Genomic DNA, 16,200 nt, shown 5'->3' with positions numbered 1-16,200 from the left:
TTTTATTTGGCACGTGACTTGCTAATTAGGCATCATAACGCAATCGACCTACCACCTAGGAGACAACCCATGGTACGCATGAAGTGGCTACAAGAAGCAGCTGTATTGGTTTGTGGCCTGTTGGCCGCTGGCGCGGGAGCGCAAGATTTTCCCAACAAGCCTGTGACGCTGATAGTGCCCTACGGCTCGGGCGCGACCGATACCCAATATCGAAAATTGGCGGAATTGGCCTCTCGCTCACTGGGGCAGCCGGTGATTGTGGAGAACAAACCAGGGGGTAATGGCACCATCGGCCCAGTGCAAATGGCTCGTACCGCTAAGCCCGACGGCTACACCATCTCCGCCAGTACCGTGTCGTTGCTGCGCCAGCCACATCTGCAAAGCGTGAACTGGAACCCTTTGACCGATTTCACTTGGATCATCGGTGTGGGCGGCTACAGTTTTGCTGTGGTCGTGCGCGAGGATTCGCCGTTCAAAACCTTGGCCGACATGGTGACTTGGGCCAAGGCTAACCCCGGTAGTCTCACCTACGGCACGCCGGGGCAGGGCTCCTCGCTGCACCTACTGATGGCGGATCTGGCCAAGCGCGCCGGCTTCACAGCGATTCATGTTCCTTACAAGGGTGGTGGTGAAACCACCACCGCCATGCTGGGTGGGCACGTCATGGTCACACTCAACAATGTGGGTAGCGTAAATGCTCAGGTCGAGGCCAAGACGGCCCGCATCTTGAGCATATTCGATGCAGAGCGATTGAGCCACTTCCCTAATGTGCCGACGACTAAAGAGTTGGGTTACGACATCGTCTACTCCTCGCCATACGGCATCGTGGGGCCTCGCAACATGCCGCCGGCCGTAGTCAAGCGCTTGCATGACGCATTTAAGGTGGCGATGGAGGATGCGAGCAACAAAGTCCTATTGGACACGCTCTCCCTGATTCCTTGGTACCGTTCGTCCGAGCAATACGCCAAGTGGGCGGTGCCGGCCTTTCAGACCGAGCGCGAATTCATTGAGCGTGCCGGTTTACTCAAAACGCAATGAGACGGTTAGGACAACGGCAAGTGGCCATCGTCGGTGCCGCAGCCATTCCTTGCGGGCGGTTGCAGGCCAATCCGCAACTGTCTACCCAAGTGCTGGAGCACGAAGTGCTGGCTGACTGTGTGTTGGATGCAGTGAGCCAGGCCGGCGTGACTAAGGAAGCCATCGACGCGATGGTGTTTTGCCACCCCCGGACGTACACCCAGCAGTTGTACTTCGGCACCTTTATGGCCAACTACATGCGATTGTCGACCAATGGCGTAGTGATGGAGGTGGTGGGTAACGGCATGACTGGTGGGCTGGCGTTCGACCAAGCCGCGCAAATGATCGAGACCGGCCGCGCCGACGTGGCACTAGCCCTAGGTGTGAATTTTGAAACCGCTATCGGCAGCGCAGAACACATGAACCGATCCATGCGCGCCACCGGTGACGTGTCTTTTCACACGCCGTTTGGCTTTACGCCAATTTCCTGGTACGCCATGGACGCTATGCGCTACATGCACGAGTATGGCAGCACGCGCGCCGAAATCGCAAGCGTGGCGGTAAAGAACAGGAGGCATGCAGCCCTCAACCCGTTGGCACAGTACCGAGAAGAAATCACTCTGGAAGACGTGCTGGCGCAGCGCCCAATCGTGGAGCCCTTTGGACTGTACGAAGTTCCCCCGCGCTCCGATGGCGCGGCCTGCATCGTGCTGGCCTGTGAAGACGTTGCACGCAGCCTGCGTCGGCCCTATGCGCGCGTGCGCGGACGCGGCTTTCACCACGAGGGCGCGCACCAGATTTCCGAAGTGCCGTCCGACATGATAGACTTCAACGCAGCTGTCAAAGCCGGTGGCGCGGCCTATGCGGCTGCGGGTTTGCGGCCGCAGGACATCGATTTTGCCGAGCTCTACGCACCCTGCACGATCGTCGAGGTGCTGGTCAGCGAAGCACTGAGCTTGGCGCCACGCGGGCGCGGCGCGGCCTGTGCGGCCGCCGGTGAAACCGAGCTGGGTGGGCGCTTACCCATCTGCACCTCAGGCGGGTTAATCTCGCGGGGCCACCCGCCTTTCATCACACCGCTGTATTCCTTTGTCGAGGCGTTTGAGCAACTCACCCACCGTGCGGGGTCGCGCCAAGTGTCGCAGGCGACCCTGGGCATGACCGCCTGCGAGCTGGGCAACTACAACGCCGCGCTGGTGCATATTCTGGAGGCCGTCTCATGAGATCCCCCCTGTTGATGACCGCTTTGCGCGCCAGAACCTCACGACCCTACCCGCCCACAAGCTCTGAATTCACGGCTCGCTTCTGGCAGGGCCTGAGCGAGCACCAGTTCCTGGCCACACACTGCGATGATTGCGGACGCCTATCTTTTCCGCCCAAGCCGTTTTGTCCGCATTGCTGGAGTCGCGCGGCGCGCTGGCAGGCGCTGTCGCCGCGCGGGGTGGTCTATTCCGCCACCACCATACATGCCGCGCCACAGGTGTTTCGTTCTGAGTCACCGTACCAAGTGGGCATTGTCGATCTGGACGCGGGCTTGCGTATCGCCACCCGCTTGCTGGGAACAACTTCCAGCGCAGCCGCTATCGGCCAACCGGTAGAGTTGGTGGTGGTCGAATATGACGATGGCCCTCTGTTTGCGGCACAACTACTTCAACCTACAAATATATGAATGCCGTGCCTCGTTCCTTATACGGTCGTACCGAACTGAGCCGGTTGCTTGCCCCGCGCAGCGTGGCCATTGTGGGTGCCAGCGCCAAACCGGGGGCTTTTTCCTCGCGCACGATGGAAAACATGATCCACTTTGGCGGCGACGTGTTCTTGGTCAATCCGCGTTATGAGTCAATTGACGGTCGGCCTTGCTACCCCGGTCTGGCGGCATTGCCCATGGTCCCCGATTGCGTGATAGTCGCTCTGCCACAAGAGGCCGCGCTGGAGGCCGTGCGTGCCGCAGGCGATGTGGGCGCGGGCGGCGCTATCGTGTACGCTTCAGGTTTTGCCGAAACAGGCTTGGCCGACCGTATCGCCCAACAACAGGCGATGGCCGACATCGCGCGTGGCAGCGGCCTGCGCGTTCTGGGTCCCAATTGCCTGGGCATGGCCAACAACATGCTGGGGGCGGGACTGCTGTTCCAGATGGGATATGCCGATCTTGATCGGAGGCTCGGTCGCGTGGGACTTGTCAGCCAGTCGGGCGCTTTAGGTTACGCCATCTTGCAGGGAACACAGCATGGCTTTGCCTACACGTACATGCTAACGGCGGGCAACTCTTGCGATGTCGATACTCTGGACTTGATCAACTACCTTATTGAAGACCCAGCCAGTAAAGCCGTGGCCTGTGTGTTCGAGGCCGCTGGCGATGCTGCGCGCCTTCAGGCGCTGGCCGAGCGTGCGCAGCAAGCGGCCAAGCCCGTGATCATCTACAAAACGGCGGTGGGTGAAGCTGCAGCAGCCGCCGCGCAGTCGCACACCGGCAGCCTGGCCGGTTCATCACAAGCCTTTGAAGCGGCGATGCGGCGCGGGCAATTCGTACAAGCGAACTCCTTGGCCGAATTGACCGAAATGGCTGACTTCTTTGCCAAAGCGCCCGCCCCCCAGGCTGCGGGCGTGGCGGTGATGGCCACGTCGGGTGGCGCGGCAATTATGTCCACCGACGCCGCCGCCTCGAACGGAGTGACGCTGCCACAACCGGGCCTGGTGGCGCAGCAAGTATTGAATGAGTGTGTGCCCGAGTTCGGCTCGGCGCGCAACCCCTGTGATATCACCGGCCAAGTGCTGAACAACCCGAAAGCCTTTGAAGCATGCGCCCAAGCTATGCTGGACGACGTCGCGTACGGCGCGCTGGTGTTACCGCAGGTTACCGCAAGCCAAACTCTAGCCGAGCAGCGCTGCTCCGTGGTGTCGCGCCTGGCACAGGCGTCGGGCAAGCCGGTGTGTATCGTGTGGCTTTCCGACTGGCTGGAAGGACCGGGGGCTGCCACCTATGCCCGCGATGAGAAAGTCGGTTTTTTCCGCGACACCGAACGTTGCTTCAAAACCATTGCACACTGGCATGTGTGGCACCAGCGGCGTGCGCAGGCCGCTCTGGCGCGGAGAGCCAGCGCCGCAATGCCGGAACCCCAAAGCCCGGATGCCGCCACACGCGCACAGGCCTTGGCACAATTGCGCCAGCAAGCGCGCATGGTGACCGAGCATGTGGCCAAGCAATTGGTGGCGCAATACGGCCTGCCGGTGGTGCCCGAAGTCAGTGCCACCACGGCTCAGGAGGCCGTGGCCGCCGCCGACCGTCTGGGCTACCCGCTGGTATTGAAGTTCGATACACCCGACTTCGCCCACAAAACCGAGCTGGGGTTGGTCAAGGTCGACCTGCCCGACGCCGCCAACGTGGCCGCCGCATGTGCGGACATCAGTCAACGCATGGTCGGCCATGATGGTATTTTCTTGCTGCAGCCCATGGTGCGCGGCCATGTGGAACTGGCGCTGGGCATGAAGCGCGACCCGGTATTCGGCCCGCTGCTGATGGTAGGTCTGGGTGGGGTGCTGATCGAGGTGTTCGGCGACGTCGCCACTGAGCTCGCCCCTTTGAGCACCACGCAGGCCCATGAAATGCTGCGCCGCCTCAAAGCTTATCAGCTGCTACAAGGCTACCGGGGCAAACCCGGTGTTGATCTGCCCGCACTCGTCCAATTGATTGCGCGCTTTTCGCAATTGTGCATGGATTGGGCCGACGAGGTGGAAGAAATCGACATTAACCCCGTGATCTGCCATGCCCAGGGCTTTGCCATCGTGGACGCGCTGATCGTGCGCCGCATTCCGAGCGATGCTTGAAGGAAAAACGTCATGAGCTGGTACTTCGAAGACTTTAGACCCGGCATCGAACCTGTGCTCACGTCTGAGCGCGTTATCACCGAGGCTGATGTGATGGCTTTCGCCGCCTTATCGGGCGATACCAATCCCCTGCACACCGATGCCGAATTTGCTCGCAACACCCCAATAGGTCAACGCGTGGCGCACGGTCTGCTGGTTCTGTCGGTGGCCACCGGCCTGTCTTCCGTAGCAGGTCAGTTGCAAGGTACGGCATTGGCCTTCTTGGGTATGGAGCAGTGGCAGTTTCATGCTCCGGTATTTTTCGGTGACCGCATCCGCCTGCGTTGGAGCGTGGCCGAGACGCGTCTGGCTTCCAACGGCCAGGCTGGTGTAGTCAAGCGAAAGATGGAAATCCTCAATCAAAAAGGCGATTTGGTTCAGTCCGGCCTCTTCGCCACCTTAGTACGAGCTCGCGGTGAGCGCGCTTAAAGCCAACTTTAGCAATCAGGAAACTTCCCATGGCACGACAAGATTGGAACACTTTTGGCCTCACCGAACATCAGCGAATAATCCGTGACTCGGTGCTGGATTTGCTGCAGGGCGTGATGTCACCAGAAAAAATCCGCGAACTTGATCGCGCAGGCGAATTCCCTTTCGAGGCCTATCGAGCCTTGGCCGACGCCGGCTGGATGAGCCTGCCGTTTTCTGAGGAAGTGGGCGGCTCCGGCGGTAGCCACAAAGACCTGGCAGTGCTGGTAGAGGCTATGGCCTACCACTACGCCAGCATGGCCACGGCCTACCTGACGACCGTGATTTACGCTGGGCAGCACATCGCGCTGCACGGCAGCGAACACCTCAAGAGCACCTACCTGCCAGGCATCATGGACGGAAGCATCCGTATGGCGATAGCGTTGACCGAGCCTGGCGCCGGCTCCGACGCGGCAGCCATCACCACGCGCGCCGAGCGCCGGGGCGACAGCTATGTGGTCAATGGGCAAAAGCTCTACATCACCTGCGCCCACGTGGCGCAGTATCTCGTGGCCGCCGTCAAGACCAGCCCCCAAGAGGGGCACCTCGGCATCAGCATTCTGTTGATTCCCACCAACGCCAAAGGCGTGTCCATCCGCATGCTCGACACCTTGGGCCGGCGCAGCACGCGCGCCACGGAGGTCTTTTTTGACAACGTCGAAGTGGCTGCTGAAAACCTGATCGGTGAGGAGAACAAAGGCTGGCGCGGCCTCATGAAGTGCCTGAATATGGAGCGCATGTGCCTGGCCGCCGCCGGTGCGGGCAACATGCAGCACGTAATCGACTATGCCAAGGACTACGCGATTGATCGCGTGCAGTTTGGTCAGCCCATCACGCGCTTTCAAGCGGTAGCTCACAAGTTTGCCGACATGCGCATCATGGCCGAGATTACGCGCCTGATGACCTACCGCGTGGCCGAAATGCTGGACTCAGGTATTGAGCCTCGCATCGAAACAGCCATGGCCAAGGTGGTTTCTACCGACAATGACTTTGCCTGTGCTAATCTCGGTATGCAAATCATGGGCGGCGCGGGCTACATGATGGAGCACGACATGCAGCGCTTCTTCCGCGACTCACGCATCGGTCCCGTAGGCGGTGGTTCCAATGAAATCCAGCGTAACATCATTGCCCAGATGATGGGACTGTGAAACGGAAACAAGTGACATGGAACGTATCGAATGTGATGACATCTGGGCGAACGAGACTCATGCCGTCTTCATGATGGCTGAAATCGGTCTCGGTGCAATCGACGTGAAAAAACGGAGCGGATCCGACACGTCACTATTTCAGCCCGGACGTAACAAGACTGATCTTTAACAACAAGCCCGTACGCCGGATCGACCGCTTCAGCTTGCGCCCAGGTAGGCGGCTCGAACCTTGGAATCTCTCAAGAGTTCGTGGCCTGATCCCTGCAAGGTGACTTTACCCGTTTCCAATACATAAGCTCGGTCGGCTATTGCCAGTGCCTGGTTGGCCATCTGTTCCACCAGCAGAATGGTCAGCCCAGACTCATGCAGAGACCGGATCGAGCGAAAGACGTCCGCGATGATCAGCGGCGCCAGACCCAAGGAAGGCTCATCGAGCAGCAGTAACCTCGGCTCGCTCATGAGTGCCCTGGAGATCGCAAGCATTTGTTGCTCACCACCTGAAAGCGTCCCCGCCAATTGGTTGGCACGCTCCTTTAGGCGCGGGAACCGTTCAAACTCGCGTTCAATCAGTACCCTGGTGCGCGCCAGATTACCTTGCCGGGAATAGGCACCCAGCAGCAGGTTTTCACGCACGGTTTGATCCGGAAACACTCCTCTGCCCTCGGGCGACAAAGCAACACCCAGTCCCACCCGCTTGTGGGGTGGCACTGCAGTGCAGTCCTTGCCATCGATGTAAATGCGACCACTCTGCAAGGGCTCAAGCCCCACAATCCCTCTAAGCAGAGTGCTTTTGCCGGCGCCATTGGCGCCGATGATGGTGACGATCTCCCCAGCCTTCACCTCTAGGCTGACGCCTTTGACTGCTTGGATCGCCCCGTAGGAAATTTGGACGGATTCAAGTTTGAGCATGTGACGGTCCTTGACGTTCAGGTAGCCGCTAGGGCATCGCCGCCCAGGTACGCTTCGATGACTTTGGGGTTTTTTTGAATATCGACTGGCTTGCCCTCGGCAATCTTGATGCCGTAGTCCAGCACAATGACGTGGTCCGAGATACCCATCACCAGGTCCATGTGGTGCTCCACCATCAAGATCGTGGTGCCCAGGCGGCTGATCTTGACTAGCAACTCGCCCAGCTCGGCGGTCTCCTGGGGGTTCAGGCCAGCAGCAGGTTCGTCCAGCAGCAGCAACTTGGGCTCAGTGGCTAGCGCACGGGCCAATTCTGCACGGCGTTGCAATCCGTAGGGCAGGCTGCTAGCCGACGCGTCCTTCAAATGGGCCAGGCCCACCAGGCTCAACACGGCCAGTGCGTGCATCTTCGCGGCGTTTTCCTGCCTTCGGGCGTTCGGCAAGGCGAAAAGAGAAGACCAAAATCCATTTTTCATGCGGGAATGGCGGCCCAGGATGACGTTGTCCAGGACGGACAGGTCACTAAACAGTCGCAGGTTCTGGAACGTCCGCCCCATGCCTAGATAGCAAATGTAATGGGCGTTCTTACCGATGATGTTCCGATCCATAAACTTGATCACGCCTGCATCAGGGGTGACGATGCCGGTGATCATATTGATCATCGTGCTCTTGCCAGCGCCGTTGGGCCCGATCAGCGCGTGTACATGTCCGCGCTGCAGACGGAACGAAACACTCTGTGCGGTTTTCACCCCGCCGTAGGACTTGCTGACGCCCTCGACCAAGAGGAGTTCGCCCTTGTCGTTGGAGTGCATGGCCAAGTTACTGTCAACGACAGGAGTGGTCTTCACAACGGTTGCATGACGCTTACGCTTGAACAACTGGTTGAACAAGCCGACTACACCACCCGGCATGACGTATAAGGCAAACAGCAGCAAGATGCCGTAGACCAAGTGCTGTACCGAAGGCCACCGTGCCAACAGCGCATCGATCATTGTCAACACCACGGCCCCCACCAGCGGCCCGTACATGGAACCCACACCGCCAAACAGGACCAGCAACAAGATGAAGATGGACAGGTGAAAGGTGATGAAGTCTGAATTGATGTACTGGTTCTGCTGCGCGACCAGCGCGCCCGCGATGCCGCACGTGACCGCCGCCACGACAAAGGCGATAACCTTGGCGCGGTAGACTCGAACCCCGACCGACGAGGCAGCGATCTCGTCCGCCTGTAGCGACAGGAGTGCGCGTCCAAAGCGACCCAGAATCAGGTTGCGCAGCAACAAATGCACCACCACCGACAGCCCGAGGCCCAACCAGACCCACTGCTGGATAGTCAAAGGAGAACCGTTCCAGGTCAGAGGACGGATGCCATAGATGCCCATGGCTCCGCCGAACACGTCTGTCCATTCGGAGACGAGCTTTTCGACCACAATGCCGAACGCCATCGTCACCATGGCGAGGTAGGGGCCCTTCACACGCAGGGACGGCAACGCAATCAACACACCGCACAAGCCTGAAATCACGGTAGCCAAGGCCAGCGCCATCCAGCCGCTCATTTCCGTACGGGTGGTCAACAGTGCCACTGCGTAGGCACCGGCCGCAAATAAGCCAGCTTGCCCCAACGATTTTTGCCCTGCATAGCCCACCAGAATGTTCATGCCGGCGGCACACAGGTAGTAAACGCACATCATGAAACCGATGCGCAGGTAGTAATCGTTGGACAGCTGACCCACCGCCGCAGCCAACACCAGGGCAGCAGCACCAACGCCCAGCAGATGCTTCAGGCCGGTCATACTTTTTCCACCATTTTGCTGCCGAACAAACCCGTCGGTCGGAAAGCTAACACAAGGATCACCAGAGCAAAGATGGCGACTTCTCGCCACTGTGCCGACCACAGGTTCACCATCGACTCGAGTACGCCGAGCACGAACCCACCAGCCACACAGCCCCGGGCGTTGTTCAGACCGCCGACCATGGCCGCAGAGAACCCTTTCAGGCCCACGGCCAGGCCCATGAAGAGGGAAGCCTGCGCAATGGGTGCCAGCAAAAATCCTGATAACCCCGCCAAGGCAGAGCTGATTACAAACGCACCGATCATCATCATGTTGACGTTGATGCCCATCAGGCTGGCCGCGCTGGAATTTTGGGCCACGGCACGCATGGCTTTGCCGATCATGGTCTTGCGCATCACATGGTCAAACGCGATCATGATCACCACTGACACGACAAGCATCAGGACTTCCTGAGGGCGGATACCCACGTCGAAGATACGTATCACTTCATCGCCCAGCGGGCCAGGCACCACCACCGGCTTGGGACCCCAGATCGCCAGACCGACGCTCTGAAGAATCACACCAAAGCCCAGTGTGCTCATGACCCAGGACATACCCGGTTTTCCGGCAAACGGACGGACACCCAGGACGTACAGCAACCACCCGGCCAGGCCCATGACCACCAAGGCCGCCGCCAAGGCAAGTGCTTGTGAGCCGGCGCCAGGCACGAATTCACCGAACGATGTGGATGTCAGCGGTTTGCCCAAAGCCAGAAACAGAATGGTCATGCCCACAAAGGCGCCAGCTGACACGAACTCACCGTGAGAGAAGTTCAACGTCTTGGTGGTGGTGAAGGTGACGCTGAAGCCCAGCGCCACCAAGGCATAGGCGCTTCCAACGGCGACCCCACTGATCAACGCCTGTAAGAGGGCAATTCCCATCCTAGATCTCCTGAATCAAAGTCTGCGGAACACCCGTTTCGCAGACATCCATTGCATCGCTGATTAGCGTTTGAAGTCGGCTGCGGTCAATGACTTGATGACGTTGTCGGCATGCTGCGTCAATTGACCGCCACTCCACTTTACAAAAGCGAAATCCGCAGCAGTCAGCGCTTCGTGTTGTATATTGGTGAATGGCTTGTTGTAGGTCTTCATCACGCCTTCGACAGGTGCCTTCAAGTCTTCAAGAGAAATGCGCATTTTTTCACCATCGGTGCCACCAGCCTGGCGGATCGAAGCGGCGATTAACTGGACGGCGTCGTAACCATGCACCGTGAACGGGAAGGCGCTGGGTGCAGCCAACTTGTCTTTGACGCGATCAAACAAGGTTTTTTGCTTTGGCGTAGCGGCGATCACCATGGTGCGCATGAAGATCGGTTTCTCTGCCAGTGTCTTGCCAGCGGCATCGTAGAAAGTGACGTTGTCCGCTGCCCAGGAAGACAGCACCGCCGGGAAGTAGTTGATCTTTTCCATGCTGCGCATCAACTGTCCGGTGGGTGTACCCTGGGCCCACACAATGATCGCATCAACGCCGGCCGATTTCATCTTGTTCAGTTGCGAGGTCATGTCGGTGTCGGCCACGGCAAAACGCTCGGTGGCGGCTGGTTCGATGCCCTGTAGCGTGGCAATTTCCTGCATATCTTTGAGACCACCCTGACCAAAGCCTGTGGTCTCCGCCATCAGCCCCACTTTTTTGTAGCCCACCTTTTTGGCGTAAGCCATCAACCCCGCCACTTGTTCACGGTCCACCATGGACACACGAAACATGTAGTTGTCCGCGCCTGCGCTCACTGGCCTGGTGATGTCAGTACCACCTCCTATCATGCCCATCGATATGATTTTTTTCTGGTTCGGTATATTCTTCCAAGCCATCGCGTTGCCGGAGTTGGTGGGGCCGAACACAGCGACCACCTTCTCGTTGTCGATCAGGTCGCTCATGTTCTGGATTGACCTCGGAGGCTGGGACTGATCGTCACGAATGACCAGCGTCAATTTCCGGCCCAGCACACCACCGGCGGCATTGATATCTTCAATGGCAGCCTGGATACCCAACACGCCGGCCGCACCACTTTGTGCAGAGGGCGAGGCTGACAGGTCACCGTTGAAGCCCAGCTTGATGTTCTGGGCAGCCACTGCCATAGACAGCATGGACGCAGCAGCAGCAATTGCCAAACGGCGTGTTATTAGAATAACTTTCATAAACAGTCTCCTTGTGGAATTAGAGGTTTGGCTCGCCTTGGGTAAACCATCTGCGTGCGAGACCACTGATGGCAGAAAAAGGGAATTAAATGGCCAGAAAACCACCATCGACCGGTATGGTCACACCAGTCACGTAGGTGGACATGGACGACGCCAGGAAAATTACGGCACCCACCAGTTCTTCCGGCTTGCCCACCCGGCCCATGGGAATGCGGATCAGAAATTTCTCCAGCTTGGCCGGGTCGGAGCGCGTGGCGACGGTCATGGGCGTTTCAATCACCCCGGGTGCAATTGCATTGACGCGAACGCCGTCCTTCGCCAGATCGGCCGCCAGAGACTGCGTGAGCATCTTCACGGCGCCCTTGGAAGGCGAGTAGCCCAGACTGCCCGCCTGACCGGCGTAGGACGCAATCGACGCCACATTCACCACGGTTCCATGGGTCTGGCGCAGCGATGGCAGCCAGGCATGGGTCACATTGAAGGTGCCTTCCAGGTTGACCTTCATGACCTGTTGCAGGTTCTTGGCCGCGTTGGGGCTGTCCACACCCTCACGGATGATGATGCCCGCATTGTTAACGAGAACGTCAATTGATCCGACCGTGGCTTCAATGTTTTGGGCTAGCGTCTTGCAAGCGTCTGCATCGGTGACATCGAGGCGGAAGCTGTAGGCCTTGCCGCCCTTGCCCTGAATGAGTGCTGCGGTCTCGGCAGCGTTTGCTTCATTCATGTCGGTCACAACCACGCGGGCACCCGCTTCGGCCAACCCGAGGGCAATGGCGCGCCCATTGCCTTGCCCGGCCCCCGTGATGAAGGCAACCTTTCCAAGTAGGTTTTGAGGAATCATGTTTTTTTGCTGATGAACTTTTACCTGGCCTGGTCGGCAATGTGGTTGGCCGCGATGTAGCCAAACGTCAGGCCCGGGCCCAGCGTGATGCCTGCACCCGGGTATTCGCCGCCCATGATGCTGACGGCATCGTTACCAACCGCGTAAAGCCCCGGGATTACCACGCCATCGGCTTGGATGACGCAGGAATGCGCATCGGTCTTGAGTCCCATGAACGAACCAATGTCACCCGGCACCAGCTTAATCGCGTAGAAGGGTCCGGACTGCAACGGTTCGACACAGGGATTGGGGCCGTGCAAGGCGTCTCCCTGATAGCGGTTGTAGGCCTTGCTGCCTCGGCCGAACTGGGGGTCCCGTCCGAACCTGGCCTGATCGTTGTACTCACGGATCGTTTCTTCCAGCGCGCCCGGGTTGATCCCGAGTTGCTGCGCCAAGTCGGCGACCGTGCGTCCTTTTTTCAGATATCCGTTGCGCAAGTGTTCCCCCATCGGCATCGGGAAGGGCTTGACAAAGCCCAAACCATATCGACGGATAGCACGATGGTCAGCGATGAGATATACGGCCGTCTCATCCTGCCCCTTGCTCACTTGCACCATGGCTTGCACGACGTCGTGGTAAGAGTTGGCCTCGTTTGTGAAGCGCTTGCCAGACTTGGCAACGGCAATCACACCCGGTTTCGCGCGGTCAATGAAGTGGGGCATGATGCCCGTGCTACCGTCCTTGCGAGGCACCAGAGACATTGGTGTCCAAGCGGCGGCATTGGGCAGCGAATCGTCAAAAACGCCTCCTACCGCTTCAGCCATCCGCGCGCCATCTCCCTGGTTGGTTGAAGGGGTCGGAGACCAATGCTCCATCCCATTGGGCGCATGCGGATACACTTTTTTGATGCGTTCAACATCGTGAGGAATTCCACCACTGGCCAACACCACACCAAGCCTGGCCTTGACGTTGACCCGGCTGCCTTCGCGATCTACCACCGCACCAGTGACATGGGTTTCATCACGCAACAATTCAACAGCAGGTGAAGACAGCCAGACCGGGATGGACATGTCTGAGGCTGTCTTTGCGAGACGGGCTGCCAGAGCATTGCCGTTGGTCAGCGTCATGCCCCGACCATAGGTCAACACCTCCCCAAAGTGTTTGGTCAGGCGCTTGGTCACATACCAGGCAGACTCAAGCGAGCGACTGGCACGCATGAAGTGGATGATTTCCTTGCCCGATCCGATGGTCAGGCCAAACACGGTCAACTCAGGCAACACCGGCCCCAAGGTCTTTAGCAGCGGTCCCAATTCCCGAGCATCGTAGGGTCGGGTCACCATCGAGCGGCCACCTTGAGCAGCACCGGGCGCCTCAGCATGGTAATCGGGGAACGTCAACGGCATGTCGAACTGCACGGCCGTTTTCGACATGAAGAAATCGATCGCTGCCGGACCATGATTGAGGAAGGCGCGGGTGCGTGCCTCGTCAAAGTGCTCGCCAGCCTGGTCTTTGATGTAGGTCAGCGCCTGATCAGGAGACTCATGGTGCCCCATGGCCTTCGCCAAGTGAGTGTTGGGCACCCAGAGCCATCCGCCTGAGCGGGAGGTGGTTCCACCATAATGCGGGGCCTTCTCCGCCACGATGACCTTGAGCCCACGGCTCACGGCGGTGATCGCCGCCGACATTCCTGACGCGCCGGACCCGATCACGAGAACGTCGCACTCCACTTGCTGCGCTACTGACATCGACATCTCCAAAACAAAGGTGAGCATGCGATTGTCGCCGCCCTCGAAATTATGATTAGGATATGCTGTATGCGCTAAATATAAACTAGGGATATACCCCACGCTAACGAGCTAATCATTGTTGAATAATGTACGGATATGATTCCTTTCATGCCTAAGACCACCTCAAGCCACATCGAGGACCACTCTGAGCCGGCCCGGGATCGCGAGCGACGAGGTATTCAGTCGATTGAAGTCGGCGGGGAGATCCTCAAAGTCCTGTGCTCTGATCCTCGACCGATGGCGCTGCGCGATTTGGCCAAGGCAGCCAACATGGCCTCTGGCAAGATCCACCCTTACCTAGTGAGCTTCGGAAAAATCGGTCTGGTGGCGCAGGATCCCGTCACGGGCTATTACCTGCTCGGGCCCATGGCCATTCAGCTGGGCTTGACCAGCTTGCAGACCCTCAATCCGATCCGGGAAGCCACACCTTTTGCAGAGGCGCTGGCCAACGAGACCAGCCATAGCGTTGCGTTGGCGGTCTGGGGCAATTTGGGTCCGACCATTGTTCGGCTTATCGACGCCAGTTATCCCGTTCATACCAACATCCGCACGGGCACGGTCATGTCGCTGGCGAACACCGCGACCGGTAGGGTGTTTTCGGCATACCTGCCCAGGCAGCTCATCGACAAGATGCTCAAGGACGACTGCATCAGGCTTGGGCCGGACATTGCACATCCGCTGGATGCGAAGGTGGTTGAAAACCTAATCGATGAAACGCGTGCTCGTCACCTGTCACGCGGTGTGAATCATCCAACCCCTGGCGTGGCTTCGTTTTCAGCGCCGGTTTTTGACTATTCGGGCAACATCGCCCTGGCGGTAACGATCATGGGTCCCACCGGCACATTTGACCCCGACTGGAATGGCCCAGTGGCAAAAGCCCTGCATTCCTGCACCACTGCTATCTCCAGACGGCTTGGGTATACGCAGGTGCAAGCCATACGTTCAGGCAAAGTGGTTGCTGGGTGATAGCCATTGCGGCTATTCTGACTTGACCCCTGTAGCCCTACCAAGTCAAAGTAGAGAAGTCCAAGGTCGCAAGGTTAATTGATTTCCGTTGTGGTTGATTGGGATTGAGTAGCATCGCCAGCGTGCTGGCGATGCTACTCGGCGAATTGAGCCGGTGGTTGCGACCCAGACTGCTGTGCGGCCTGACCTCGTTGTAGTCCCGCCTCCAGATGGCAATGGTTGAGCGGGTCTGATGTGGCGTTTCAAACCAGTGTTCGTTCAGGCACTCGTCTCTGAACTTGCCATTGAAGCTCTCAATATAGCCGTTCTGCATCGGGCGGCCCGGCTCGATCAGGAACTGCCGGCTGCCATGGCTTTGCGCCCAAGCCATGAATGCTCGGCTGGTGAACTCCGGACCGTTGTCGGTTCGAGCAGCCAATGGATAACCCCGGAAGATGGCAGCGCGGTCCAGCAACCTGCTCCCAGAACTGTCGCTCCAGTTCTCGTCGAAGCGACGGCGCACCCGGCGACCGCATCGCTCCTCGCCCGGTCAACTTCTGCATCCACCCTGCGGGTCGCCCCATAAACACCTCCATGATTAAGGTGTTGCAACGACCGGTTGAATGCGCCCAATACGTGTCCATTCGGTACAGCGAGCGGCTGGCAGACGCTGGCATTGAACCCTCGGTAGGCAGTCGGGGTGACAGCTACGACAACTCTCTGGCCGAAACCATCGACGGCCTGTACAAGGCCGAATTGATTCACCGCCGGGCGCCCTGGAAGACCAAGGAATCGCTGGAACTTGCAACACTCGAATGGGTGTCCTGGTTTAACCACCACCGACTGCTGGAGCCCATCGGATACATTCCCACTGCCGAAGCTGAAGCAAATTACTATCGGCAATTCGCCAGTCACGCCGCAATATCGGTCTGACTTAACCCAACGGGCCTCCGCAAACCCGGGGCGATTCAATAGATACGTTTGTGGTTCACCCCCGGTAACTCAGGACGCCGCAGGTCGTGAATGCGCCGGTAGCCAAAGCGCCCGCGTGCCTGTCCACTCCAGCCCATGATACGGCGCCAGCAAGATACTGACGCTGCTATACATTCGGACTCCACAGGCTGGCGGCGGCATAGCCCCGCGAAATGGTCGCAAAGAATGCAATTTTTTCGTCGAGTGTGGACTGTTCTGCCCGCGAGGCTAATCGCAATAAGAAAGCGTCGTCCTGGATCTGTTCACGGCCGTGCTGGGGCCGATCATTGCGCTGTAGCG

Annotated in this window: 14 protein-coding genes and 2 pseudogenes; 9 read left to right on the top strand and 7 right to left on the bottom strand. The window is 58.7% G+C overall.

Features of this window, described 5'->3' with window-relative positions; all coding sequences use genetic code 11:
• The first annotated feature begins 69 nt into the window (after positions 1–69).
• Genes PSV26_RS03245 through PSV26_RS03215 form a run of 7 tightly spaced genes read left to right on the top strand, consistent with a single transcriptional unit; the run spans position 70 to position 6,666 of the window.
• Complete coding sequence (locus PSV26_RS03245) at positions 70–1,038, top strand: tripartite tricarboxylate transporter substrate binding protein (RefSeq protein ID WP_300567663.1); 969 nt, start codon at positions 70–72, stop codon at positions 1,036–1,038.
• Positions 1,035–2,240, top strand: a complete 1,206-nt coding sequence (locus tag PSV26_RS03240; protein ID WP_300567660.1) for a thiolase family protein — start codon at positions 1,035–1,037, stop codon at positions 2,238–2,240. The genes PSV26_RS03245 and PSV26_RS03240 overlap by 4 nt, the downstream gene beginning before the upstream one ends.
• Positions 2,237–2,686 carry a Zn-ribbon domain-containing OB-fold protein gene (locus tag PSV26_RS03235; RefSeq protein ID WP_300567659.1) on the top strand — a complete coding sequence of 150 codons (450 nt, stop codon included), beginning with the start codon at positions 2,237–2,239 and terminating at the stop codon, positions 2,684–2,686. Before PSV26_RS03240 ends, PSV26_RS03235 begins: the two co-directional genes overlap by 4 nt.
• Complete coding sequence (locus PSV26_RS03230) at positions 2,683–4,842, top strand: acetate--CoA ligase family protein (protein ID WP_300567656.1); 2,160 nt, start codon at positions 2,683–2,685, stop codon at positions 4,840–4,842. Before PSV26_RS03235 ends, PSV26_RS03230 begins: the two co-directional genes overlap by 4 nt.
• A 12-nt stretch (positions 4,843–4,854) precedes the next feature.
• Positions 4,855–5,310 carry a MaoC/PaaZ C-terminal domain-containing protein gene (locus PSV26_RS03225; RefSeq protein ID WP_300567653.1) on the top strand — a complete coding sequence of 152 codons (456 nt, stop codon included), beginning with the start codon at positions 4,855–4,857 and terminating at the stop codon, positions 5,308–5,310.
• A gap of 29 nt (positions 5,311–5,339) precedes the next feature.
• Entirely contained in the window at positions 5,340–6,497 is a 1,158-nt protein-coding gene (locus tag PSV26_RS03220) for an acyl-CoA dehydrogenase family protein (RefSeq protein ID WP_300513644.1), read from the top strand.
• Between the two features lie 16 nt (positions 6,498–6,513).
• A complete protein-coding gene (locus PSV26_RS03215; RefSeq protein WP_300567650.1) occupies positions 6,514–6,666 on the top strand; it encodes a hypothetical protein in 153 nt (50 codons plus the stop codon).
• Between the two features lie 29 nt (positions 6,667–6,695).
• Here the strand turns inward: PSV26_RS03215 and PSV26_RS03210 are convergent, their stop codons facing one another.
• The 6 genes from PSV26_RS03210 to PSV26_RS03185 all read right to left on the bottom strand — a co-directional run bounded on the left by PSV26_RS03210 (position 6,696) and on the right by PSV26_RS03185 (position 13,968).
• Positions 6,696–7,406 (bottom strand): ABC transporter ATP-binding protein, encoded by a 711-nt coding sequence (locus tag PSV26_RS03210; RefSeq protein WP_300567646.1) that lies wholly within the window; start codon positions 7,404–7,406, stop codon positions 6,696–6,698.
• Positions 7,407–7,423: 17 nt separating this feature from the next.
• Entirely contained in the window at positions 7,424–9,196 is a 1,773-nt protein-coding gene (locus PSV26_RS03205; RefSeq protein ID WP_300567643.1) for a branched-chain amino acid ABC transporter ATP-binding protein/permease, read from the bottom strand.
• A complete protein-coding gene (locus PSV26_RS03200) occupies positions 9,193–10,116 on the bottom strand; it encodes a branched-chain amino acid ABC transporter permease (protein WP_300567641.1) in 924 nt (307 codons plus the stop codon). The genes PSV26_RS03205 and PSV26_RS03200 overlap by 4 nt, the downstream gene beginning before the upstream one ends.
• A 63-nt stretch (positions 10,117–10,179) precedes the next feature.
• Entirely contained in the window at positions 10,180–11,373 is a 1,194-nt protein-coding gene (locus PSV26_RS03195) for an ABC transporter substrate-binding protein (RefSeq protein WP_300567638.1), read from the bottom strand.
• An 85-nt stretch (positions 11,374–11,458) separates the two neighbouring features.
• Positions 11,459–12,217, bottom strand: a complete 759-nt coding sequence (locus PSV26_RS03190) for a glucose 1-dehydrogenase (RefSeq protein WP_300567635.1) — start codon at positions 12,215–12,217, stop codon at positions 11,459–11,461.
• Between the two features lie 20 nt (positions 12,218–12,237).
• A complete protein-coding gene (locus PSV26_RS03185) occupies positions 12,238–13,968 on the bottom strand; it encodes an FAD-dependent oxidoreductase (protein ID WP_300567634.1) in 1,731 nt (576 codons plus the stop codon).
• Between the two features lie 123 nt (positions 13,969–14,091).
• On the opposite strand from PSV26_RS03185, the gene PSV26_RS03180 reads away from it, so the two are divergent.
• The gene (locus PSV26_RS03180; protein WP_300567631.1) at positions 14,092–14,949 is read left to right on the top strand and encodes an IclR family transcriptional regulator; all 858 of its coding nucleotides are present in this window, start codon (positions 14,092–14,094) and stop codon (positions 14,947–14,949) included.
• Positions 14,950–15,083: 134 nt separating this feature from the next.
• Here the strand turns inward: PSV26_RS03180 and PSV26_RS03175 are convergent.
• A pseudogene (locus tag PSV26_RS03175) lies at positions 15,084–15,409 on the bottom strand (integrase core domain-containing protein); the annotation flags it as partial.
• Positions 15,410–15,555: 146 nt separating this feature from the next.
• On the opposite strand from PSV26_RS03175, the pseudogene PSV26_RS03170 reads away from it, so the two are divergent.
• Positions 15,556–15,861 (top strand): annotated as a pseudogene (locus PSV26_RS03170) (integrase core domain-containing protein); the annotation flags it as partial.
• Positions 15,862–16,200 lie beyond the last annotated feature (339 nt).

It is taken from the genome of Polaromonas sp. (assembly GCF_029945685.1).
Lineage (GTDB): Bacteria > Pseudomonadota > Gammaproteobacteria > Burkholderiales > Burkholderiaceae_C > Polaromonas.
Note: the sequence above shows the minus strand (reverse complement) of the source record. Positions and strands in the feature narration are given on the sequence as shown.